Raw genomic sequence first — 23,113 nt, forward strand, 5'->3', positions numbered from 1 at the left:
TTTTTAATTATGATTTAACGCTGAATGGAAATATTAATAAAAGCATCGCAATTTATTTTAAGTTTATCTTTATTAATTGTTTTGCACGAATTGGGGCACTTTATCCCTGCAAAATTATTTAAAACAAGAGTAGAAAAATTCTATCTATTTTTTGATTATAAATTTTCTTTAATTAAGAAAAAAGTTGGTGAAACTGTTTATGGTATTGGTTGGATTCCTTTAGGAGGTTATGTAAAAATCTCTGGAATGATTGATGAAAGTATGGATACTGAACAAATGAAACAACCTGCACAACCTTGGGAGTTTCGCTCAAAACCAGCTTGGCAACGTTTAATAATTATGTTAGGTGGTGTTTTTGTAAACTTTGTTTTGGGTATTTTTATTTACATTATGTTGATGTATGCTTATGGAGAAAAGTATCTGCCTAATGAAAACGTAAAAGATGGTATTTGGGTACAAGACTCTTTAGCGATGAATTTAGGTCTACAAACTGGTGATAAAATTTTAACTATTGATGGACAGAAAATTAAAAAATTCTCTGGCTTAACTTTAGAGTTTATCAACGGAAATAATTTTCAGATTGAAAGAAATGGTGTTGTAATTGATAAGGAAATTCCTACAGATTTTATTTCTCAATTGATGGATCGTGGCAAAGAAGCAGGCGCTTTTTTATACCCACGTTATCCGTTTGCAATTGCAGAAGTTTCAGAAGATTCACCTAATATAGATTCAGAACTTAAAGCGAAAGATATTATTACTGCTATAAATGGTAATGCTTTAAAGTATTATGATGAGGCAGAAGAAGTATTATCTAATTACAAAGGACAAGAAGTAACTGCAACCATAAAAAGAGGAACTGAAACTAAAGATATTACTTTAAAAATAACAAACGAAGGTAAAATTGGTGTTGCATTTGCAGGATTAAAATACAAAGATTTAGAAAAATTAGGATATTATGATTTAGCTGATATAGAATATTCTTTTGCAGAAGCTATTCCTGCTGGATGGAACAAATCTTGGAAAACCTTAACAGATTACGTAAAACAATTAAAGAAGATTTTTAACCCAAGTACAGGTGCTTATAAAGGTTTAGGTGGTTTTATTTCTATTGGTAGTATTTTTCCTGATGAATGGAGTGCAGAATCTTTCTGGAATATTACAGCTTTCTTATCTATTATGTTAGGTTTTATGAACCTTTTACCAATTCCGGCTTTAGATGGTGGTCATGTAGTTTTTACACTTTGGGAAATGATTACAGGTAAAAAACCTGGTGATAAATTTTTAGAATACGCTCAAGTAGTTGGCTTTGTTTTATTAGTTGCACTACTACTCTTTGCAAACGGAAATGATATTTTTAGGCTATTTAAATAAACTATAAAGCATTTATATTATTGAAAAACCTCGCAATTGCGAGGTTTTTTTAGTTTTAAATAGAACGATTTATGATTGGAATCCAAGTATATCTTGTGTTGCATTTATCGCATGCATAAGAATGTGAACCTGGAATTAGCTTTACATACCAATCCCTTTTCATTCTATATCTTGATGTAGATTTACATTTGGGACAAGCTTTCATAATTAGTTATATTTGTTTAGACTCCATTAAAATAACTAATTATCAAAGAGTTAACAAGTTCTAAATTAACCAATATGTAATCAAAATTAATATTTAAGAGCTTATATGAGTTTCTATTAAATAAATAATTTTAACATTAATTCTTAACTAATAACGAAAATTCTTATTAAAAATCAGAAGTTAAAATGATACTAAACCTTCATTTTAATTTATAAATGAAATTAACTCAATACTTTTTATAAATCTTTGAACTATTCATTTTGAAAATTTTTCATAAAAAAAAACCAGAACAATTACTTGTTCTGGTTTTAATATTTATTGCAAAACTGTCAAATAATATGTCTGACAATTTAAAAACTAATTATTAGCTTAAATCTTAATTTTGATCTGCTTCAGTTAAGTTTGGATTTGCATCAATTTCATCCTGTGGAATTTTCCATATCCAAGCATCGTTTACAGAAGGCTTGTCTTGCATAAATCCATCTCTATATAATACTTCAGAAGCTCCAGAATTGGTCATATCAATTCCTTCATCCCAACGAATGTGATCATGGAAACTGAAACCTTCACCATAAAGTTCAATAGCTCTTTGCCATTTAATATGGTCCATTAAATCATCTTGTGTAGCGAATGCTGTAGCATCATAAGCAGAATCTCTGCTAGACCCAAATACTTGTAATACAGCTTGTGCACCAGAAACATCATTTAGCATTGCTTTAGCTTCTGCTTCAATTAAATACATTTCAGCAGATCTCATATAGATAACGTCATCTGGATCAATACCTCCTGGATTAGATTGTAAAAATTTAACAGCCATATATGGGTGAGTATTATGACCAGTAGTCATACCATATTCATTAATTATATCTTCCCAAGCACCCCAGAAATCGTCTGCATTATCATAATTTGGATCAGTTTCAAAACTACCTCCTAAACCATTAGATGCAGAAGAATTTGTATTTGGCGCTAAAGGTAATGCCATATTAATTCTAAAGTCTGTATCTGGTATTGCATCATAAGCCTCATTATTAATCAATTTAGGGTTTGTTCTATTCTGACTTCCGTTAAAAGTTGGAGAGATGTAATAGAAATAAGATTGAAAATAATTTGTTTCAGCATCGATTACTGTACCTGCCCAAATTACCTCAGACAAATCTGCAGAGTTAAAACCTGATAACCAAGTAGACTCTGATAATAATGGAAAACCATCTCTTGCTGCTGCTGCTGCTGTAGCTGCTGCTGCCCAATTACCTTGAGTTAAATCTATTCTTGCTTTAATACCTTGTGCAGCATTAATAGATAAGTGAGATTTATTATCAGGGCTAGAAGCACCATTAAAAAAGCTAATTGAATTAGCAATATCAGAATTAATTTGATCATACACTACTTGTACAGTAGATCTAGCTTCACTAGTATAAGGTGCACCTGCAACTAATAATAATGGTACACCAGGATCTGTAGATGGAGAACCAATTAAATAACCTTTAGCATAAGTAGCTACTAATTGGTGATAAGCCCAAGCTCTATATGCATATGCTTGACCAAGAATATTTCTAATATCTGGGTCTGTAGTTTCGTAACCATTATCTGCAATTAAGTTTATTAAATTATTTGCAGTAGCTACAAAGTGATAACGCTCATACCAAAAGTTATTTACTGTAGTAAAAGTAGAATTAGTATGTGTTAACCAACGTAAATCACTTGTCATCCAACCATTACCTGGTGATGAGTGAATCATATCTCCACCCATAGCATCTAAAGATGGCATAAAGTGACTCTGACCACTTCTACTTGAAGCTGTACCTGATAATGGGTTTTGAGCATACATTTGTCTATGCAAACCATTAAGTACCAAAAACATATTATTAACACTTGCAAAAGCGTCTCCTTCTGATATAGAATCTGTTGGTGTTGTTTCAAGAAAATCTTCTGAACAACTTGTAACAAAAACTACTAGTATCCCTAAAATTAATAGGTTTATTTTTCGTAACATATTGTAATATTTTATAATTATTATTATTTTTTAGAAAGATAAATTTAACCCCATTGTAATTATCTTAGAAGGATTAAAGTCGTTTCCACCTTGTGTACCTGCTAAGTTATATTGAGGATTAATTCCTTTTCTTTTTGCATTGATAAATAGGTTTTCTCCAGAAAGAGAAAGACGTAAATTAGTTAAACCTAATTTTTCTGCTACACTTTTATCTAAATTATAACCTAAGTTTACGTTTCTTAATGCTAAATAAGAAGCATCAGTTAAAAAACGAGTTGAACCAGCAATACTTTGATTTGGGTTTCCATTTTCTAAACGTGGAACATCAGTAATATCTCCTGGATTTCTCCAAGCATTTTCTGCATCAACGTGTAATGATCTACCATAAGTACCTGCATGCATTGCGTTAGAGTAACCACCATCTAAGATTTTACCTCCAAGACCAAATGTGAATAAGAAATCTAAAGAAAATTGCTTGTAACTAAAAGAGTTAGAAAGTGAACCAATTACATCTGGTATACTACTATCTCCTGTATACGCTTCACCTGCTGCTTGATAATCGTTTGTTGTAGCTTGTGTACCATCTGCGTTTAAAACTGGTACTCTAGTTCCTGCTTCTAAATCATCTTCGAACATATAGTAAAGTGCATCACCATTATCTGAATCTACTCCTGCAAAGTGATAAATGTAATAATCATATCTAGATCTACCAACTTCCCAACGTTTAGACCCATTATCTGCAGGACTATCTAATTTAGTAATTTCATTCTTAAAAGTAGAAGCTTGTACAGTTAAATCCCAATTAAAATCGTTTGATTTAATTAAATGACCTGTTAAACCAACTTCAATACCTTGGTTATAAATATCTCCAACATTAGTTGGTGCTTCATTTAATCCTTCAGAAATTGGAATAGGTAAGTTATATAATAAATCTTTATTTGTTTTCTTATAGAATTCTACAGAACCATCAATAAGGTTATTAAATAATCCAAACTCTAAAGCAACATCCCAACTAATTTGGTTTTCCCACTCTAAAAGAGTATTACCTGTTGTACTCCAAAAGATACCAGGAGCACCTGCATTTGGTAAAATTTCATATAATGCTTGAGATGCATAAAAACTACCAATTCTTTCGTTACCTATCTCTCCATAAGAAGCTCTTAATTTTAATCTATCTACAAAAGAAACGTTTTCCATAAATTTTTCTTGGTCTATTCTCCAAGAACCACCTACAGAATAAAATGTTCCCCATCTTGCATCTTTAGAAAATCTTGATGTACCATCTCTTCTTACAGAAGCACTTAAATAATATTTACTATCAAAGTTATAGTTTAACCTTGCAAAATATCCTTCAATTTTATGTTCAGTTGTACTACCATCTACATTATCTCCAGCAGCAAAGTTATCAAACTCATAAATACCTGTTGCAGTTTGAGTATTAGCAATACCTCCCATAGCTGAATAGTTTCTATCCATACTTTCATGGCCTAAAGTAACATCTAAGTTATGTATGTCATTAAAAGATTTACCATAAGTTAAGATTTGAGTAAAGTTTTCTATAACTCTTCTAAATCTGTCTTCACTATATCTACCTGTTGGTGCTCCATCACCTACGATTTCATTTTCGTAACCTTTAATGATATTATCTTGAATATCTCTACCATAAGTTACTTTAGCTTTTAATCCATCTAAAATTCCGATTTCTAAATAGTTTCTAAATCCATAAAGGTTTAATCTATTTACATCTTCATTTAAAATTAACTCTGCAATACCATGTCTACCTGGGTTATATGGTCTTGTTTGAATATTGTAATCTGGGTATCCTTCTCCTAAATCATATAATGGATTACCAGCTGTATCATTGATAATAGCACCATCATTGTCTACCTGATAAACAGGGTAAATAGGACCTAAATCTGTTGCCCAGTTAAATGGATTAACTATAGAACCAGAACCTCCACTTGTTGGTCCATGAGAATCTGTAGTTGTAATATAAACACTACCACCAATAGAAATATTTTCAGTTGGTTGAAAATCTGCATTTATTCTATTTGTAACTCTTTCGTAATCACTTTCTATTACGTAACCTTTTTCTTTTAAAAATGAAGCAGAGTAAAATACATTATAGTTATCACCACCAGAAGCTACATTTACAGAATGGTTTTCTCTAGAACCTGTTCTTTCTAAATAATCGAACCAGTTTAAAGATTGGTATTTAAGATTAGCATCTGGGTTTATCTTACCATCAGTACCAACAATTTGATCATTAGCAACATCAAAAGGATTATAACCTAATTGATTAAAAATTGTAGCAGAAGCTTGAGCCTCTACATCTGTACCACTTAAAGTATTTTTGTAAGCTTCCCACATTAACTCATAGTAAGATTTTGCTCCTACTGTTTCGTAGTTATCAATAGCTCTTGTAATAACACTATATTGAGTAGATGCATTTACAGCTAATTTACCTTTTTTACCTTTTTTAGTAGTAATAATAACAACACCATTTGCTGCTCTAGAACCATATAAAGAAGTAGATGCTGCATCTTTTAATACTGTCATAGAAGCAATATCATCTTGGTTAATTGCACTAAGTGACCCATCGAATTGCATCCCATCTACAATATATAAAGGGTCAGTACTACCATTTAACGTACCTACACCACGAATAACAATTTCTGGTGAAGATCCTGGCTGACCAGAAGCAGCAATAAACTGAACCCCTGTTGCTTTACCTTCTATGGCAGCAATTGGATTGGTAACAGTTCTAAGGGCTAATTCTTTTTCACCAACAACATCTGCAGAACCTGTAAATGCTTCTTTTGTAGTTGTACCATAAGCAACAACAATTACTTCTTCTAAAACACTACTATCTTCTACCATAGAAATATTAATAGTAGTAGAGTTCCCTACAGTTTTCTCAACTGTTTTGTAACCTAAGTAACGAAAAACTAACACATCTCCTTTTGCAGCAGAAATAGTGTATTTTCCATCAAAATCTGTTTCTGCACCTGTAGATGTACCTTTAACTAATACACTTACACCTGGTAAAACGCCTGAATCCTCGGATACAGTACCTGTAACCGACAATTTTTGAGCACTAATTGAAGTGATTACTCCCAAGAGAAATACCAACAACAACGCTTTTTTGTTAATTTGTTTCATAAAAAATTTGAATTGATTTATATTAATATCGAACGAAACTAAAAATTTTGTTAATATAATTCGCAACTATTTCAGATTTTAACAATACTACATGCGCGTATTTAACATTTTGTTAACTTTGTTGTTTTCCTTATCATTTATTAAAAAAGGGTGTTTTAGATGTGATTTTATAAGTATTTAACAGCATATAAGCCTTTTAACTTACACTTTATAAATGGCTATCTCATAAAAAAGCCTCTAAATGCTTTTTAACACTTAGAGGCTTAAATTTATCTTATAAAATAATGTTAATACAATACTCTAAATTTAATAGTACCTTCAACTTCTCTTAATTCGTCTATAACTTCTTTATTATACTCTTTATCTAAATCAGTAATAACATAACCTACTTTAGGGTCTGTAGATAAATATTGCCCACTAATATTCAATTCGTATTTTGCTAAAATCTTATTGATTTCTGCCATTACTCCTGGAACATTTTTATGGATATGCAAAAAACGATGTGCATTCGTTTGTCTTGGTAAACGAATATTTGGGAAATTCACAGCGTCTACAGTATTACCTGAATTAATATAAGCCATAATCTTACTTGGTACAAAATCTGCAATATCTCTTTGTGCTTCTTCTGTACTACCACCAACGTGAGGTGTTAAAATAACATTATCTAAACCTCTTAACTCTGTTTCAAACTCACCATTTTTTCTTGGTTCAGAAGGATATACATCAATTGCAGCACCTGCTATTTTTTTACTTTTTAAAGCAGTTACCAAAGCTGGAATATCTACTACAAAACCACGTGCTAGATTTACCAATACAGCACCATCTTTCATCTGAGAAATTTCTTTTTCGCCAAAGAAGTTTTTATTTGCTGCATTATCATCTACATGTAAACTTACTGCATCAGAAATAGCTAAAAGCTCTTCTAATGAATTCATTTTTGTAGCATTCCCTAAAGAAAGTTTATCTTCTACATCATAATAATGAACATCCATACCTAAAGCTTCAGCTAAAACAGATAATTGCTTACCAATATTACCATAACCAACAATACCTAGTTTTTTACCACGAACTTCTCTAGAACCTGCTGCTGTTTTTTGCCACTGACCATTATGTATTTCTGTACTTCTTTGAAAAACAGAACGCATTAACATAATAATTTCTCCAATAGCTAATTCTACTACAGAACGTGTATTACTATAAGGTGCATTAAAAACAACAACTCCCCTTTCTTTACAAGCATCTAAATTAATTTGTTTAGTACCAATACAAAATGCACTAACTACCATTAACTTTTCTGCTGCATCAACTACTTTTTGAGTTACTTGTGTTTTAGATCGAATACCTAAAACGTGTACGTCTTTTATTTTTTCTATTAATTCATCTTCTGATAAACTTTTAGAAACTGTTTCTACAGAAAACCCATCTCCAGATAACTTTGTAAAAGCATCTTTATGTACGTTTTCTAATAATAAAATTTTAATTCTGTTCTTTGGGTAACTTATATTTCTTGGCAACTTGTTAACGTATAAAAATTCATCTAAATTTGGCGCAATATGGTCTGCGTTTTTTGTTGTTTTATCTCTAGAAACATTTTCTGTATATGCAAAAAACTTATCTGCTACACCTGCTTCTCGAGTTACATAATCGCTGTAACCATCTCCAATTACTTGTATTTCTCCCTCAAGGTTCATATCACTTAAACACTTGATTTTTCCATTATGTTGTGATAAAGGATTGTTAGCATCAAAGCTAACAATTTTTCCATCAGTATCAAATTCAAAAGTATTTGCATATACTCTTTCTGATGGTATATTGTATTCTGCAACAATAGGATCTATAAACTCTTTAAATCCGCAGGAAATCACATAAATATCGTCTGCAAAATCTTCAAAAAATTCTTTATTACTTTCTATAGATTTAGATACTTGTTTCTTAAGCGCTTTTATTAAACCTTCTAAATCAGATTTATTCGCATTTAATAACTTAATTCTTCTTTCTAAAGATTCTGTAAAAGAGATTTCACCATCAATTCCTAAATTGGTAATATCTATAATTTGTTGAATAATTTCGTCTTTCTTAGGGTTATTTTCTAGCGTAATTTCGGCTAAAACATCTAAGGCTTCTACACGTGTTAAAGTGCTGTCAAAGTCGAAAATGTAATTTCTTTTTGTAGTAATCATTACTTTAAAATCTTAATTGAATTTAAGTGAGTAAATCTACAAATATAGTAGGGAATTAAGAAGTAAGTTAGCAGTTTTATGATATAAATTTAATTTCTTGGAATTCTTTAAAAAACATTTTAAAAAAAAGGCACTTTCTAATTAAAAATTATCAAATCCTAAAAGTATTAACCACCAAACAATTGGTAAAGATTCTATGTAAAACGAACTGTAGTATTTAGATTGATCTATTTTGGCTCTCATTAAGAAAATAATCACCAAAAAAAAGAAAATCATAAAAGGAGTTTTTACTGTGTTTGATGTTGAAGTTAAATATTCTAAAATCAACGAAAAAACCATTAACATTAAACCCAATCTTTTTGTTTTTTCTACACCAATTTTCTTTGGTATAGTTTGTAGAGAAATTGCATCATATTTTACATCTCTAATATCAAAAGGTAAAATTAAAACTACTACAATTAAAAAACGCTGCAACATTAACAAAACAATATTAATCGAGGTTTGTTTCTCTTCTTCCATTGCAGGAATTAAAACAGTAAAACCAGCCCAAACTAAGGCTACAACTACAATTTTAAGATAACTAACTTCTCTTAAAGTTTTATCAAATCCGCTTAAAAAAGGTACACCATATAAAATAGTTAATGCAATAAATGGAAGTGTATAGTATAACGTTTTTATAGGAACTAAGTATGCATAATAACACAGCCCTAGAAAACAAAAAAACGAAAAAATTTGAATTACTTTTAGGCTGTTTGTTAAACTTCTATGGTGCAATTTTGCGACGCCTGCATATTTTACAAAATTATAACCTGTTATTGTGCCAAAAAATACAAAATAATTTAAGTTTGAGTTATAAGGTAAATCAAAATAAATTTCTGTGATTCTTAAAAAAGCATATACAGCTATAGCAACGTGAATGCTAGCTTTAATATAAAAGTCGAAAATCAATTTTAAGAATCTCATTTTACAAAAGTAAAGTTTATGTTAATAACATTTTAATTTGGTTGATAATTAACAGACTTTTATCATTTTTAATAGAACTTTAGAACTCATTAAATCGCTATTTTTGTTGTTTTTTAAAATCGATAAAATTCGTTAAGAATTTAAACGACTAAATCGATTGAAATAAGACTTTAAAAACTTTATTTAATGAACACAAATTCGTTTCAATTAAGGCATATTGGGCCAAATGCAAATGAGCAAGAAAAGATGTTAAAAGCTATTAAAGCAGATAGTTTAGAACAACTGATTTATGAAACTGTACCAAATAATATCCGTTTAAAAGATGATTTAGATTTAGATCCTGCAATGAGCGAATATGAATACTTACAGCACATTAACTCCCTTGCTAATAAAAATAAAGTTTTTAAAACCTATATTGGTTTAGGTTACCATGAAGCGATTGTACCAAGTGTAATTCAAAGAAATATTTTAGAAAACCCAGGTTGGTACACAGCTTATACACCTTACCAAGCAGAAATTGCACAAGGTCGTTTAGAAGCTCTGTTAAATTACCAAACCATGGTTTGCGATTTAACAGGAATGGAATTAGCAAATGCTTCTTTGTTAGACGAATCTACTGCTGCTGCAGAAGCTATGGCATTATTGTTTGATGTTAGAGAACGTGCAAAGAAAAAAGCTGGCGCTAATAAGTTTTTTGTTTCTGATGAAATTCTACCACAAACTTTATCTTTATTACAAACACGCTCCACTCCTATTGGTATAGAACTAGTAATAGGAAGCCATGAAGAATTTGATTTTTCTGATGAATATTTTGGAGCAATTTTACAATATCCTGGAAAATTTGGTCAAATTTTTGATTATGAAAATTTTGTTACAAAAGCCAATAAAAATGATATTAAAGTAGCAGTTGCTGCTGATATATTATCACTTGTAAAATTAAAAGCTCCTGGTGAATTTGGTGCTTCTGTTGTTGTAGGAACCACACAACGTTTTGGAATCCCATTAGGTTATGGAGGACCTCATGCTGCTTATTTTGCTACCAAAGAAAAATATAAAAGAAGTATTCCAGGACGTATTATTGGCGTTACTAAAGATATGAATGGTAAGCATGCTTTAAGAATGGCATTGCAAACTAGAGAGCAACATATTAAAAGAGAAAGAGCAACTTCTAATATTTGTACAGCACAAGTTTTATTAGCAGTTATGGCTGGTATGTATGCAGTTTACCATGGTAAAAACGGATTACAATATATTGCTGATACAGTTCATAATAAAACAAAATTAGTTGCAGACTTTTTAGAAAAGGCTGGTTTTAAACAACTAAACTCATCTTATTTTGATACGCTTTTAGTAGAGATTGATGCCATTAGATTAAAACCAATTGCAGAATCTTTTAAAGTAAACTTTAATTATGTTGATGATAATTCTGTTTCTATTTCTATAAACGAAGCTACAACTCAAAAAGATTTAATGACTTTGTTTACCATTTTTGGTCAGATGAAAAAAAGACCAAACCCTGTAAATGAAGAAAATTACGATACTTTTTCTCAAATTTTAACACAAGAACCTTTTCATTCAGATTTTGAAGTTATTAATGATTCTGTTTCTAGAAACACATCATTCTTAGACAATGAAGTGTTTAATACATATCATTCAGAAACAGATATGATGCGTTATATAAAGAAACTAGAACGTAAAGATTTAGCTTTAAATCATTCTATGATTTCTTTAGGTTCTTGTACAATGAAATTGAATGCAGCATCAGAAATGTTGCCTTTAAGTAATCCTAATTGGGGAAATATTCATCCATTTGTACCTTTAAATCAAGCGCAAGGTTATCAAGAAGTTCTTAAAAAGTTAGAACATCAATTGAATATTATTACTGGTTTTGCAGGTACCTCTTTACAACCAAATTCTGGTGCACAAGGTGAGTTTGCTGGTTTAATGACCATAAGAGCTTATCATCAATCTAGAAACGAATCACATAGAAATATTTGTATTATTCCTGCTTCTGCACATGGTACAAACCCTGCTTCTGCTGTTATGGCTGGTATGAAAGTGATTGTAACCAAAACTGCCGAAAATGGTAATATTGATGTTGCTGATTTACTAGAAAAAGCAGAATTACATTCAGATAATTTAGCAGCGTTAATGGTAACTTACCCATCTACACATGGTGTTTTTGAAAGTGAAATTAAAGAAATCACTAAAATTATTCATGATAATGGTGGTCAAGTTTATATGGATGGTGCAAATATGAATGCTCAGGTTGGTTTAACAAACCCTGCAACAATTGGCGCAGATGTTTGTCATTTAAACCTACACAAAACCTTTGCTATTCCTCATGGAGGAGGTGGTCCAGGTGTTGGCCCTATTTGTGTTGCACCTCAACTAGTCCCTTTTTTACCTACAAATCCTGTAATAGAAACTGGTGGAGAAAATGCAATTACAGCAATTTCATCTGCTCCTTGGGGCTCTGCTTTAGTTTGCCTAATTTCTTATGGATACATAACCATGCTAGGTTTTAGAGGATTAACCAACTCTACAAAAAATGCAATTTTGAATGCAAATTATATTAAAGAGCGTTTAAATGGTCATTTTGATACTTTGTATACAGGCGAAAAAGGACGTGCAGCTCACGAAATGATTATTGATTGTAGAGACTTTAAACAAAAAGGGATTGAAGTTGTAGACATTGCCAAACGTTTAATGGATTATGGTTTCCATGCTCCAACTGTTTCTTTTCCTGTTGGTGGCACAATGATGATAGAGCCAACAGAATCTGAATCTATTGCTGAACTTGATCGTTTTTGTGATGCAATGATTGCTATTCGTGAAGAAATTAAAAATGCAACGAAAGAGGATGCAAATAATCCTTTAAAAAATGCACCTCATACTCAAGAAATGCTAACTGCAGATGATTGGCAATTGCCATATACCAGAAAACAAGCAGCTTTTCCTTTAGATTATATTGCTGATAATAAATTCTGGCCAACTGTAAGAAGAGTAGATGATGCTTTTGGTGATAGAAATTTAAATTGTTCTTGTACCCCAATTGAAGATTATATGTAGAAGAAATTATGTCTTAAAAAAAATAATTTTAATAAAATTATACAAATAACTATTAAATTATTATTGATAAATAAATAAATTTGATAGTTTTATCAATTATTATAGACATACAATAGAAAACACATAATTAATTGATTGATTATTTAAATGAAGATTAGCTTAATAGATTCTAATGAAAATAGAATTTTACAAAATGATATTATTAGAAAAATTAGAGATTTAATAAACTCTAAAAATTTAGAACGTGGAGAAAAATTACCTTCTGAACGCGTTATTTCTGAAAAATTTAATATCAAAAGAAATCATATTAAAGAGGCAATTAAAAGGTTAGAGTTTTATGGAGTTGTAAAATCAATATCGCAAAGTGGTACATTTTTATCTATTGGCTTAACAGGTTTTAACGGAATTGTAGAAGAAATTTTAACAATAGACTCTCCTTCTTTTATAGAACTCGCAGAAACTAGAATTTCTCTAGAATTAAAAACTGTTGCATTGGCTTCTAAAAGAAGAACAGAAGAAGATTTAATTAGAATTGAAAAAACGCTTAAAGCATTTGAATTAAAAATTACTAATGGGCAAGATTATTTAGAAGAAGATTTATTGTTTCATTTAGCAATAGCTAAAGCAAGTAAAAACAGTACAATGCTTTCTGTTATGCTTTTAATAATACCACCAATTTTAGATACTTACGAAAGAGATGCTGTTTGCGATGGTGATCAAGTTATTTCAGAAATAAATAAACATAAAGATATTTATTTAGCAATAAAAGCAAAAAACACGAAGAAAGCTGAAGAAATGATGCAAAAACATTTCTTTAAGTTATCTAAGTTTATAGAAAATAAAAAAGCTTAAAACAGACTTATATTACCAGTAAACTAACATTTAAATTCCTCAGATTTTCTTTTCGGATTCACTTATTATTTATAACTAAAAATATTCTTCAATTTTTTAGAATTAATCCGCTTAAAATAATTTAGACGGATTTTTTTAATCATTAAAAAATCTCAAAACACCAAGTAACAACAACACCTTTTCCATCAGCTAAATCAATAGATAATACTTCTTTTTTTGATTTCACTTTAAAATTAAAAGGTGGTTTTAAAATATCCAATCCGCTTTGTTTTTTTATTCTGATACCTTGTCCTGAAATAATATCTTTATTGGGTTCAAAGTTTCCATTTGGTAAGTGTTCAGTTAAAATCAAGTATTTATAATTACTTAATTTATTTAAAATACTCTCTACTTCTGCATTCGATAAATGTTGTAGAACCTGTCTAATTATTACACAGTCTGCTTTAGGCAAATTATCTTTTGCAATATTTAAACATCTAAATTCTAAATTATTCGCTTTATATTTTTCTGTATTGTAATTGATTAAATCTTCAACAATATCAATAGCAATATAATTTTTAGAGTATTTATAGAGTTCTTTACCAATATTAAAATCACCACAACCCAAATCTAAAACTGTTAAAGGAACATCAAAAGAAGTTAAAAAAGATTTTACCATATCTCTATATGGTTCCACCAATTCTGGATGATGAGAGCCAAAACCAGAATAAAATTCAGTTTTATTTCCTCCCCAAAGATTCAAGTCATAAATCTGCTCCATTGCCTTTTGAGTTGGCCATGGTTTTTTATTTTTTTTGATTTTGTTTTTTATCTTATCCATAAAATCAACAAAATATAAACATCAATTAGAAGCAACTATTTTACTTATTTAGTAAACGAAGATAACTATCTTTGTGTGTTTCTAAATAAAAAAAAAGAAAAATCCTTAATACCAAATGACAAACTATTACTCTAATGGAAAATTGCTACTAACAGGAGAATATCTTGTGTTAGATGGTGCAAAATCATTAGCAATTCCTACAAAATTTGGGCAAGATTTAATTATTGAAAAAATTAAAGAACCTCAAATTATTTGGGGAAGTTTCACAAATACAGGTGAATGCTGGTTTGAAGCCGTTTTTGATTTACCAAAGCTACGTTTAGCAAACTGTACTTTTAATTCTGATAAAGAAGGAAGTGCAGAGTTTATTGCAGAGACTTTGTTAGAAATTTTACAGGAAGCCAAAAGAATGAAACCAGAATTTTTGTCTTCAGAAAATGGATTTATTGTAAAAACAAAACTGACTTTCCCTAGAAATTGGGGATTAGGCAGCTCTTCTACTTTAATAAATTCTATTGCAACTTGGGCAAAGGTTGATGCTTTTCAATTGCTGTGGAATTCCTTTAAAGGCAGTGGATATGACATTGCTTGTGCTCAAAATAATTCTCCTATTTTTTATGAAATTCAAGACAATAAACCAGTTGTAAAGCAAGTTAATTATAATCCTAGTTTTAAAGAAAACATCTTTTTTGTGTATTTGAATCAGAAACAAGATTCTAAAAAAGGGATTGCAAAATTTAGAGAAAGTAACATTAATTTTGAAAAAGAAATAGCGCGTATTTCTGAAATTTCTGATGCCTTTTTAAAAGCGAATTCAATTATTGAATTTAATAAATTAATTGTAGAACACGAACAGATTATAAGCTCAATCATCAAACTAAAACCTGTAAAAGAACGATTATTTTCTGATTATTTTGGAGAAATTAAAAGTTTAGGAGCTTGGGGTGGAGATTTTGTAATGGCAACAGGAAACGAAAAAACAAAAGCATATTTTAACAACAAAGGATTTGATACAATTCTTACATATCAAGAAATGATTTTATGACTAAAATAATTATAATTGGAGGTGGTGCAGCAGGATATTTTACAGCCATAAATGCCAAAGAAAACAATCCTGATTTAGACATCACCATTCTCGAAAAAGGAAAAGATGTTTTACAAAAAGTTAAAATTTCTGGTGGTGGACGCTGTAATGTAACTCACGCTTGTTTTATTCCTAAAGATTTGGTGCAGTTCTACCCAAGAGGGAAAAAAGAACTTTTAGGTCCTTTTCATCAATTTATGACAGGAGATACTTTTGAGTGGTTTGAAGAAAGAGGTGTGCCTTTAAAAATTGAAGATGATAATCGTGTTTTTCCTGAAGCAAATACAAGTCAAGCAATTATAGATTGTTTTCAAAATGCTGTTGATAAGCTACAAATTAAAGTGTTAACAAACTGTGGTGTAAATGAAGTTTATCAACAAGAAAATGAGTGGGTTATCAACACAAAAAATAAAAATTTTACAGCTGATAAAGTTGTTTTTGCTGCTGGTAGTTCTAAAAAAGTTTGGGATTTATGTAAATCTTTAAATCATTCTATTGTAGAACCAGTTCCGTCTTTATTTACGTTTAACATTAACGATAAAAGACTTGTAGATTTATTAGGGACTTCTGTGCCCAATGCTACTGTAAATATTGTGGGTACAAAATTAGAAGCTTCTGGGCCGTTATTAATTACACATTGGGGTATGAGTGGTCCAGCTATTTTAAAATTATCTGCTTTTGGTGCAAGAATTTTAGCTGATAAAAATTATCAATATAATGTAAGTGTCAATTGGTTATCTAGACCAACTGATAAGGTTTTAAACGTTTTATTGAACCTAAAAAAGAAAGAACCACGTAAAACTGTAATCTTAAAATCACCTTTTTCTGAAATTTCAAAAAGATTATGGGAACGTTTTGTAATTGCATCAGAAATAAAAAATAATCAAAATTGGGCAGATTTAAAGAATTCTCAATTAGAGAATTTAGCAAATCAATTGACAAAAGGAACTTTTAATGCCAATGGCAGAACTACTTTTAAAGATGAGTTTGTAACTGCTGGTGGTGTAGATTTAAAAGAAATTAACTTTAAACACTTTGAAAGTAAGCAACATAAAAATTTATTCTTTGTAGGTGAAGTTTTAAATATTGATGCTGTTACTGGTGGATTTAACTTTCAGAATGCTTGGACAGGTGGTTATATTTGCGCTAAAGCATTAGCTGAAAATTAATCTTTTTTTGTTATTTTAAATAAAGTGAAACGAAATTGAGAATTCTTGAGATATAAATATTAGAGATTTCTCCATAAAATCGAAATGACAAACGAATACTTAAAAACTAATTTATAATGGCAAGAACAGAATCTAACGAATTTAAAACAGGCACAAAAGCTCCAGATTTTAGTCTAAAAAATTCTATTGATGATAAAAATTACTCTTTAAATGATTTAAAAGGTGATAAAGGAACTGTTATTATGTTTATCTGTAATCACTGTCCGTTTGTAATTCATGTTAACGAAGAATTGGTAAAAATAGCAAATGAGTATCAGCAAAAAGGCATCAATTTTATAGCTATAAGTTCTAATGATGTTGATAATTATCCAAAAGATGCACCTCATCTAATGAAAGAATTGGCTGCAAAAGAAAAGTATACTTTTCCTTATTTATATGATGACACACAAGAAGTTGCTAAAGCTTATGATGCTGCTTGTACTCCAGATTTTTATGTTTTTGATACTGATTTAAAATCAGTTTATCATGGACAATTAGATGATTCTAGACCAGGAAATGGCAAATCTGTTACAGGTTTTGATTTAAGAACTTCTTTAAACAATATATTAACACTTAAAAATCCGTTAGAAAACCAAAAGCCAAGTGTAGGTTGTGGTATTAAATGGAAATAAAATATTACATTTTAACTAGAACTTAGGCGTTAACAAAGAAGATTACTTTATATTTGTATTCAATTAGTTTAAAACTAATTACACTCTTCCCCCAAGAAAAATTCTACTATGAAAAAATACTTGAATCTTTTTTGGGCTATTTTAGCAACAATAATCATTTTTAACGAGTTAAAAACGAATCAAATTAATTCAATTACTATTTTAGGTAAAGAATTTAAATTTTGGTTCTTAGCATTTGTATGGTTAATAATAGGTGTTAAAAACTATTATTATTTTATACAAAAGCTTTTAAAAATTAATCAAAAGTAATATTTTGATATGCTCCAATATCAGGATTTGTAGTTCTATCTACCCCTAATATATCAAAAGAAAAAGATGTTGTTTTTGCTTTGTTTATAGCATCAGAATCTTGACCAATAATAAAATCTTCCTTTTGCGAATCTCTAAAATTTACAAACCCGTTTAAAATTATATTTTGATAATTGGTATTGTTGGTAAAATCTAATTCAGCAAAATCTGTATAAGAATCACTTACATCGTTAAATTGAATCATAGAATTGCTAATGTTATAGTTGAATAAGCTACCTTCAACTTTATCTAAAACAAATTCGATATTGTTGTTCCCATTAAAAATACAATTTGTAAAATTAGCCGCTTTTAAGTCTCTAGTTTCTATAATTTCTTGTCCATTTTCATCATTATAAACAAAGAAATTATTTACTAAAACTGCAGGTAATTGCCTAATCCCATTATTCCAAAAGTTTGCAAAAGTACTGTGAGTAAAATTATAAGTACCACCAATGGTTGCTGCTAAAGAAGCTTCGCCTGCAGAACCAATTACAACATTATGTGCTTCTATATTGGTTTCTCTTGCTAAAATTCCAAAATTAGAATGGTTGTAGATTTCTGTATTTTGCAACTTTAAAGTTGGGTTGGTATCAGAGCCAATACTATCAATTAAAATACCTATAACTCCGTTTTTAATTTGTGCATGATAAACTTCGTTGTCTTTGCTTCCTGCACGCATCCAAATTGCACCCCATTGACCTGGAGTTTGGTTAAATCTATGCTCTAAACGATCTCCTTCAAAAACTACTTTTTCATTTAGAGTTCCATTTACTTTTAAAGTGGCTTTATCATCGATTATTAAACCAGAATTATCATGAAAATAGAGTTTTGCACCAGCTTCTATAGTTAATGTTTTATTAGCAGGCACAGCTGCATAGCCATAAATTACTGTAGGTTTTGTATTTGTAATCGTTAACTCTGCATCTAATAAATATCTTCCTTTTATTGTTGTTGCTTGTCCATCTATGGTTAAACTATCAATTTTCATTGTAATTGGGTCTCTATCAGGAAAAATAAAATTGGCATCTTGTACTAAAGTAACCAAATCTACATCTTGCTGATTTGTTCCTGTATCAAACAAAATACGATCTGTATATAAAGGATCTGAAATTGTACTTTCATCAATGGTAGTTTCAACAAAAACATAAATACTATCTTTTGCTAAAATATCTATATCGTTAAATTCTTTACCAGGTATACCATCAACATTTAATCTATAGTTAGATGTGGTTCCGTTTTCTAAAGAAATTTGCGGAATTGTAATAGCTTCATTACCTCTATTATAAACTTTTAAATTATAAGTTGCAGAACCAATGTTTGTAAAAATAGTATCTAAAAAAACAGTGTCTTTAGAGAATTCTAAACTACCAAAACTAGGTACAGTAGAAAAGTCTTTTCTACAAGAACTCATAGAAATTAAAGCAACACAAATTAAAAAAGTAATAAAATAACGCATAAATCAATTTTTATAAAAATAGAACTTTAAAATGAATGGTTTATTATTCAGTTATTAATTTGATTTCAAAAAGTTTACCCCAATTTTTACCCGTAACAAAAAGTTTATCATTAGCAGCATCGTAAGCAATACCATTTAAAACATCATCTTGATCTTTTAATTTTTGAGTTTTCTCCATTTCTTTAACTAAACCTTTTAAATTTATAATACCATCTACAACACCATTTTTAGGGTTTATAATTGCAATTAAAGGTTTTTGCCAATAGTTCGCATATATTTTACCATTAACCCACTCTAATTCGTTTAACTTTTTAAGTGATAATTTATTAGTATACGCTTGTATAGCTCTTTTTTCATTTAATGTTTCTAAATCTAAAAACCAGATTTTATTAGAACCATCAGATTTTATAAATTCTCTATCATTATGTGTTAAACCCCAACCTTCTTTACTTTTATTATACTTAAACTCACTCTCTTGTTTAAACGTTTTTAAATCATACACAAAACCTTTTTTAGCTTCCCAAGTTAGCCAATACACTTTATCATTAACTATAGTCATTCCTTCACCAAAAAATTGTTTATCTAAATCTATTTTTTGTAACACTTTACCTGATTTAATATCCACTTTTCTCAGCGTAGACTGCCCTCTTCTACCAGTTGTTTCATATAAAAAACCATTGCTGTACTCTAAACCTTGTGTAAATGCATTAGTGTCATGTGGATAAGAATTTACAATTTCAAAATTGTAAAGCACAGGTTTTTTGTCAGCAAAAATTTCAAAAGAATTGTTTAATTTTTTCGTTTTTCCAGGATAAAAAGCCAATGTAGAAACAGAATGTTTACCTACACCAAAATCTGCAGCATTTAACGTTAATGAATTTCCATCAGAAGAAATTTCTTTTCCGTTTACAAAAAACTGAACACTATTAACTTGTTGGTTATTCTCTTCTTTTAGATTGATTGTAATTTTATCTTTAATCGTATTTTTTTTGGTTACATTTAAAGTAAACTTGTAATCTTTATCGCAACTTGTAAATAAAAAGAACGATAATAGTAATGTAACAAAAGCAATTTTCTTCATTTTTATATTTATTTTATATGATTTAAAGTAGCTAAAAATAACTTTTAACCACTTATATTTAGTGTTTTAAACCAGAAATTCATTAGAACTACAAAGAAAAGTAATTTATTTATTTGTAAATTAAAAAATATCCTTAAATTTGCATCCTCAAAATAGTAATTTATAGCTATTTAGAGAATTTTGTAAAGCCTTACCAACTTTACTTTGCAAACATAACATTAAAGAATTAAAATATTATAAAATGAAAAAAGGAATTCATCCAGAAAATTATAGAATGGTAGCTTTTAAAGACATGTCTAACGAAGACGTTTTTTTAACACGTTCTACTGTAGACACTAAAGAAACTTTAGAAGTTGATGGTGTAGAGTATCCTTTAGTAAAATTAGAGATTTCTAGAACATCTCACCCATTTTACACTGGTAAATCTAAACTTATTGATGCTGCAGGACGTATTGACAAGTTCAAAAACAAATACGCAAAATTCAAGAAATAATTTTCTTAGAGTTTTAACAATATCAAAAGCCTCAACAATTGTTGAGGCTTTTTCTTTTCAATAAAATTAAAAAATAATTATTTGGGCGTTTCCTTTCAGGTCGGGTTTTACGCTACAATCTTTTTTTAGCTGAAAAAAACAGCTTAAAAAAGGATTTCCACTGCAACCCCTAACGCAATTATTTGCCAACTTTTTTAATTATTTTAAAACAAATAGATTACTTTTAATCTTCTTAAAAACTAAAATTAAAAATGAGAAATACCATACTTTCTATTTTAATAACTGCAACTATTCTTTCTGGAGTTTTAGTCTATTTTTTACCACATATTGGTAATATAATACTGCTCTCAATATCAGGATTATTAACCTTAATAGCCATTTACGATAGTTTCCAAACCAAGCACTCATTATTGAGAGCTTTTCCTTTAATAGCTCGTTTACGTTGGTTTTTTGAAGAAGAAAGAGATAAAATTCAGCAATATTTTATAGAAGACAATTTAAATGGCACACCAATAAATAGAGAAAAAAGAAGTATCGTTTACCAAAGAGCAAAATTAGCAAAAGACACTATACCTTTTGGCACACAACATAATGTATATGAAAAAGGATATGAGTTTGTAAAACACTCTTTATTTCCTAAAACTCATCATCAAACAAAAGGAGAAAGAGTTCTTTTTGGTTCTGATAAATGCACAAAAAAGTATAGTGGCTCTATTATAAATATTTCTGCAATGTCTTTTGGTTCTTTAAGTAGTCATGCAATTATGGCTTTAAATCAAGGAGCTAAAATGGGCAATTTTGCACACAATACAGGTGAAGGAGGAATATCTCCTTATCATTTACAAGGTGGAGATTTAATTTTTCAAGTGGGTACAGGTTATTTTGGAGCAGGAAAATCTGTAGATGGCAAACGTGTTTTTGATGAATATATTTTTAAACAAAACGTAATTAGACCAGAAGTAAAAATGATTGAAATAAAATTCTCTCAAGGTGCAAAACCTGGTCATGGAGGCATTTTACCAGCCAAGAAAAACACACTTGAAATCGCAAAAATTAGAGCTGTAGAAGCAGGTACTCAAGTAGATTCTCCTCCAGGTCATTCTGCGTTTTCTAATTATTCTGAAATGATTGATTTTATTCAGAAAGTAAGAGATTTATCTGAAGGGAAACCAGTAGGAATTAAGTTCTGTGTAGGTAATAATGATGAAATTGAACAAATGATTAAAGCTTTTGCTGAAGCTAACAATTACCCAGATTTTATTTCTGTTGATGGTGGTGAAGGTGGTACAGGTGCTGCTCCCTTAGAATTTACCAATTATATTGGTTCTCCTTTAGTAGAGGGGTTAGTTTTTGTAAATAAACTTTTAATACAATATAATTTAAAACATCAAATTAAAATAATTGCTTCTGGTAAAGCTATTGATGCTTTTGATATTGTAAAATATCTTGCTTTAGGTGCAGATGCAATAGGAATGGCAAGAAGCTTTATGCTAAGTTTAGGCTGCATACAAGCTAGAGAGTGTAATTTAGATACTTGTCCAGTTGGTGTAGCTACACAAGATGAAGATTTAGTTGAAGCTTTAGTAGTAGAACAAAAAAACGTTCGTGTTAAAAATTACCATAATAAAACTATTACAGCTGTAAAAGAAATGGTTGCAGCTATTGGTTTAGATTCTATTGAAGATATACAAGCAAATCAAGTATTTAGACGTAGAAAAGACGAAGAGATTGCAAGTTTAGAAGAGATATATTATTAAAATCTTCATAAGTCAAGTCAAATCAAAAAAAAATCACCATTAACTTAATAAATTAATGGTGATTTCTTTTTCCTAATAAATAGGAAATAAATAAATTTCTAAAAAGTTTTAATGAGCTTTTTAAACTGCTACTTCTCTGTTCAAATAACGAAATCTATTCAACTTTTCTAAAACTTTCATAGCTTTAAAAGCTGCTAAATCACTTACTGCTTCGTTTATATGTCTATAACTGTTAGACTTTTCAACAAGGTTTTTGTAACGTTTTTGTAATTGCTTTTTAAAATTTGAAAGCTGTACTTTGTAGTGCATAATAATGGGGGTTTTAATATTATATTTCAAATGTAATAAAAAATTATTAACTAGCAATTAATAGTATATCATAAAATCTTCTTAAAAGAAATACATTATCTTTTATACTTTTTAATCAGTTTAGAAA

The 23,113-nt window shown here is 29.6% G+C and carries 16 protein-coding genes; 8 read left to right on the forward strand and 8 right to left on the reverse strand.

The genetic code is table 11. The annotated features are described in order from the left end of the window. The first annotated feature begins 24 nt into the window (after positions 1-24). Positions 25-1,371, forward strand: a complete 1,347-nt coding sequence (gene rseP / locus ACJJVK_RS01645; RefSeq protein WP_405562511.1) for an RIP metalloprotease RseP — start codon at positions 25-27, stop codon at positions 1,369-1,371. Between the two features lie 581 nt (positions 1,372-1,952). Here the strand turns inward: rseP and ACJJVK_RS01650 are convergent. The 4 genes from ACJJVK_RS01650 to ACJJVK_RS01665 form a co-directional block, all read right to left on the reverse strand. Beyond that, positions 1,953-3,569: a RagB/SusD family nutrient uptake outer membrane protein gene (locus ACJJVK_RS01650; protein ID WP_405562512.1), complete on the reverse strand. Its 1,617-nt coding sequence runs from the start codon at positions 3,567-3,569 to the stop codon at positions 1,953-1,955. A gap of 30 nt (positions 3,570-3,599) precedes the next feature. Beyond that, positions 3,600-6,731 carry a SusC/RagA family TonB-linked outer membrane protein gene (locus ACJJVK_RS01655; RefSeq protein WP_405562514.1) on the reverse strand — a complete coding sequence of 1,044 codons (3,132 nt, stop codon included), beginning with the start codon at positions 6,729-6,731 and terminating at the stop codon, positions 3,600-3,602. A gap of 287 nt (positions 6,732-7,018) precedes the next feature. Beyond that, on the reverse strand, positions 7,019-8,911 hold the full coding sequence (serA, locus tag ACJJVK_RS01660; protein WP_405562516.1) for a phosphoglycerate dehydrogenase: 1,893 nt from the start codon (positions 8,909-8,911) through the stop codon (positions 7,019-7,021). Positions 8,912-9,052: 141 nt separating this feature from the next. Continuing rightward, complete coding sequence (locus tag ACJJVK_RS01665) at positions 9,053-9,874, reverse strand: hypothetical protein (protein ID WP_405562518.1); 822 nt, start codon at positions 9,872-9,874, stop codon at positions 9,053-9,055. A 186-nt stretch (positions 9,875-10,060) separates the two neighbouring features. Here ACJJVK_RS01665 and gcvP point away from each other — a divergent pair, with 186 nt between their 5' ends. After that, entirely contained in the window at positions 10,061-12,946 is a 2,886-nt protein-coding gene (gene gcvP / locus ACJJVK_RS01670) for an aminomethyl-transferring glycine dehydrogenase (RefSeq protein ID WP_405562519.1), read from the forward strand. Positions 12,947-13,093: 147 nt separating this feature from the next. After that, positions 13,094-13,798: a FadR/GntR family transcriptional regulator gene (locus tag ACJJVK_RS01675; RefSeq protein ID WP_405562520.1), complete on the forward strand. Its 705-nt coding sequence runs from the start codon at positions 13,094-13,096 to the stop codon at positions 13,796-13,798. A gap of 142 nt (positions 13,799-13,940) precedes the next feature. Here the strand turns inward: ACJJVK_RS01675 and ACJJVK_RS01680 are convergent, their stop codons facing one another. Next, positions 13,941-14,558: a class I SAM-dependent methyltransferase gene (locus tag ACJJVK_RS01680; RefSeq protein WP_405562521.1), complete on the reverse strand. Its 618-nt coding sequence runs from the start codon at positions 14,556-14,558 to the stop codon at positions 13,941-13,943. Positions 14,559-14,733: 175 nt separating this feature from the next. Between ACJJVK_RS01680 and ACJJVK_RS01685 the strand changes: the two genes are divergently transcribed. The 3 genes from ACJJVK_RS01685 to ACJJVK_RS01695 all read left to right on the forward strand — a co-directional run bounded on the left by ACJJVK_RS01685 (position 14,734) and on the right by ACJJVK_RS01695 (position 17,542). After that, positions 14,734-15,663 carry a GYDIA family GHMP kinase gene (locus tag ACJJVK_RS01685; protein WP_405562523.1) on the forward strand — a complete coding sequence of 310 codons (930 nt, stop codon included), beginning with the start codon at positions 14,734-14,736 and terminating at the stop codon, positions 15,661-15,663. After that, a complete protein-coding gene (locus ACJJVK_RS01690) occupies positions 15,660-16,871 on the forward strand; it encodes an NAD(P)/FAD-dependent oxidoreductase (protein WP_405562525.1) in 1,212 nt (403 codons plus the stop codon). The genes ACJJVK_RS01685 and ACJJVK_RS01690 overlap by 4 nt, the downstream gene beginning before the upstream one ends. A 116-nt stretch (positions 16,872-16,987) precedes the next feature. Beyond that, entirely contained in the window at positions 16,988-17,542 is a 555-nt protein-coding gene (locus tag ACJJVK_RS01695) for a thioredoxin family protein (RefSeq protein ID WP_405562526.1), read from the forward strand. Between the two features lie 295 nt (positions 17,543-17,837). On the opposite strand, the gene ACJJVK_RS01700 is transcribed toward ACJJVK_RS01695, so the two are convergent. Next, on the reverse strand, positions 17,838-19,346 hold the full coding sequence (locus ACJJVK_RS01700) for a hypothetical protein (protein WP_405562527.1): 1,509 nt from the start codon (positions 19,344-19,346) through the stop codon (positions 17,838-17,840). Between the two features lie 43 nt (positions 19,347-19,389). Next, positions 19,390-20,427 carry a glutaminyl-peptide cyclotransferase gene (locus ACJJVK_RS01705; protein WP_405562529.1) on the reverse strand — a complete coding sequence of 346 codons (1,038 nt, stop codon included), beginning with the start codon at positions 20,425-20,427 and terminating at the stop codon, positions 19,390-19,392. Positions 20,428-20,668: 241 nt separating this feature from the next. On the opposite strand from ACJJVK_RS01705, the gene ACJJVK_RS01710 reads away from it, so the two are divergent. Both ACJJVK_RS01710 and ACJJVK_RS01715 read left to right on the forward strand, forming a co-directional pair. Then, positions 20,669-20,920, forward strand: coding sequence for a type B 50S ribosomal protein L31 (locus ACJJVK_RS01710; RefSeq protein ID WP_068363688.1), 252 nt, complete (start codon positions 20,669-20,671; stop codon positions 20,918-20,920). A 251-nt stretch (positions 20,921-21,171) separates the two neighbouring features. Beyond that, the gene (locus tag ACJJVK_RS01715; RefSeq protein ID WP_405562532.1) at positions 21,172-22,677 is read left to right on the forward strand and encodes an FMN-binding glutamate synthase family protein; all 1,506 of its coding nucleotides are present in this window, start codon (positions 21,172-21,174) and stop codon (positions 22,675-22,677) included. A 120-nt stretch (positions 22,678-22,797) separates the two neighbouring features. Here the strand turns inward: ACJJVK_RS01715 and ACJJVK_RS01720 are convergent, their stop codons facing one another. Then, positions 22,798-22,986 carry a Lacal_2735 family protein gene (locus tag ACJJVK_RS01720; RefSeq protein ID WP_215993809.1) on the reverse strand — a complete coding sequence of 63 codons (189 nt, stop codon included), beginning with the start codon at positions 22,984-22,986 and terminating at the stop codon, positions 22,798-22,800. Positions 22,987-23,113: the final 127 nt, after the last annotated feature.

This window comes from Polaribacter sp. Asnod6-C07 (assembly GCF_045063625.1).
GTDB classification, from domain to species: domain Bacteria; phylum Bacteroidota; class Bacteroidia; order Flavobacteriales; family Flavobacteriaceae; genus Polaribacter; species Polaribacter vadi_A.

Excerpts from the sequence above, each read along its gene's own strand:
- rseP (WP_405562511.1), top strand. The coding sequence starts at position 25 with ATGGAAATATTAATAAAAGCATCGCAATTTATTTTAAGTTTATCTTTA.
- ACJJVK_RS01650 (WP_405562512.1), bottom strand. The coding sequence starts at position 3,569 with ATGTTACGAAAAATAAACCTATTAATTTTAGGGATACTAGTAGTTTTT.
- ACJJVK_RS01655 (WP_405562514.1), bottom strand. The coding sequence starts at position 6,731 with ATGAAACAAATTAACAAAAAAGCGTTGTTGTTGGTATTTCTCTTGGGA.
- serA (WP_405562516.1), bottom strand. The coding sequence starts at position 8,911 with ATGATTACTACAAAAAGAAATTACATTTTCGACTTTGACAGCACTTTA.
- ACJJVK_RS01665 (WP_405562518.1), bottom strand. The coding sequence starts at position 9,874 with ATGAGATTCTTAAAATTGATTTTCGACTTTTATATTAAAGCTAGCATT.
- gcvP (WP_405562519.1), top strand. The coding sequence starts at position 10,061 with ATGAACACAAATTCGTTTCAATTAAGGCATATTGGGCCAAATGCAAAT.
- ACJJVK_RS01675 (WP_405562520.1), top strand. The coding sequence starts at position 13,094 with ATGAAGATTAGCTTAATAGATTCTAATGAAAATAGAATTTTACAAAAT.
- ACJJVK_RS01680 (WP_405562521.1), bottom strand. The coding sequence starts at position 14,558 with ATGGAGCAGATTTATGACTTGAATCTTTGGGGAGGAAATAAAACTGAA.
- ACJJVK_RS01685 (WP_405562523.1), top strand. The coding sequence starts at position 14,734 with ATGACAAACTATTACTCTAATGGAAAATTGCTACTAACAGGAGAATAT.
- ACJJVK_RS01690 (WP_405562525.1), top strand. The coding sequence starts at position 15,660 with ATGACTAAAATAATTATAATTGGAGGTGGTGCAGCAGGATATTTTACA.
- ACJJVK_RS01695 (WP_405562526.1), top strand. The coding sequence starts at position 16,988 with ATGGCAAGAACAGAATCTAACGAATTTAAAACAGGCACAAAAGCTCCA.
- ACJJVK_RS01700 (WP_405562527.1), bottom strand. The coding sequence starts at position 19,346 with ATGCGTTATTTTATTACTTTTTTAATTTGTGTTGCTTTAATTTCTATG.
- ACJJVK_RS01705 (WP_405562529.1), bottom strand. The coding sequence starts at position 20,427 with ATGAAGAAAATTGCTTTTGTTACATTACTATTATCGTTCTTTTTATTT.
- ACJJVK_RS01710 (WP_068363688.1), top strand. The coding sequence starts at position 20,669 with ATGAAAAAAGGAATTCATCCAGAAAATTATAGAATGGTAGCTTTTAAA.
- ACJJVK_RS01715 (WP_405562532.1), top strand. The coding sequence starts at position 21,172 with ATGAGAAATACCATACTTTCTATTTTAATAACTGCAACTATTCTTTCT.
- ACJJVK_RS01720 (WP_215993809.1), bottom strand. The coding sequence starts at position 22,986 with ATGCACTACAAAGTACAGCTTTCAAATTTTAAAAAGCAATTACAAAAA.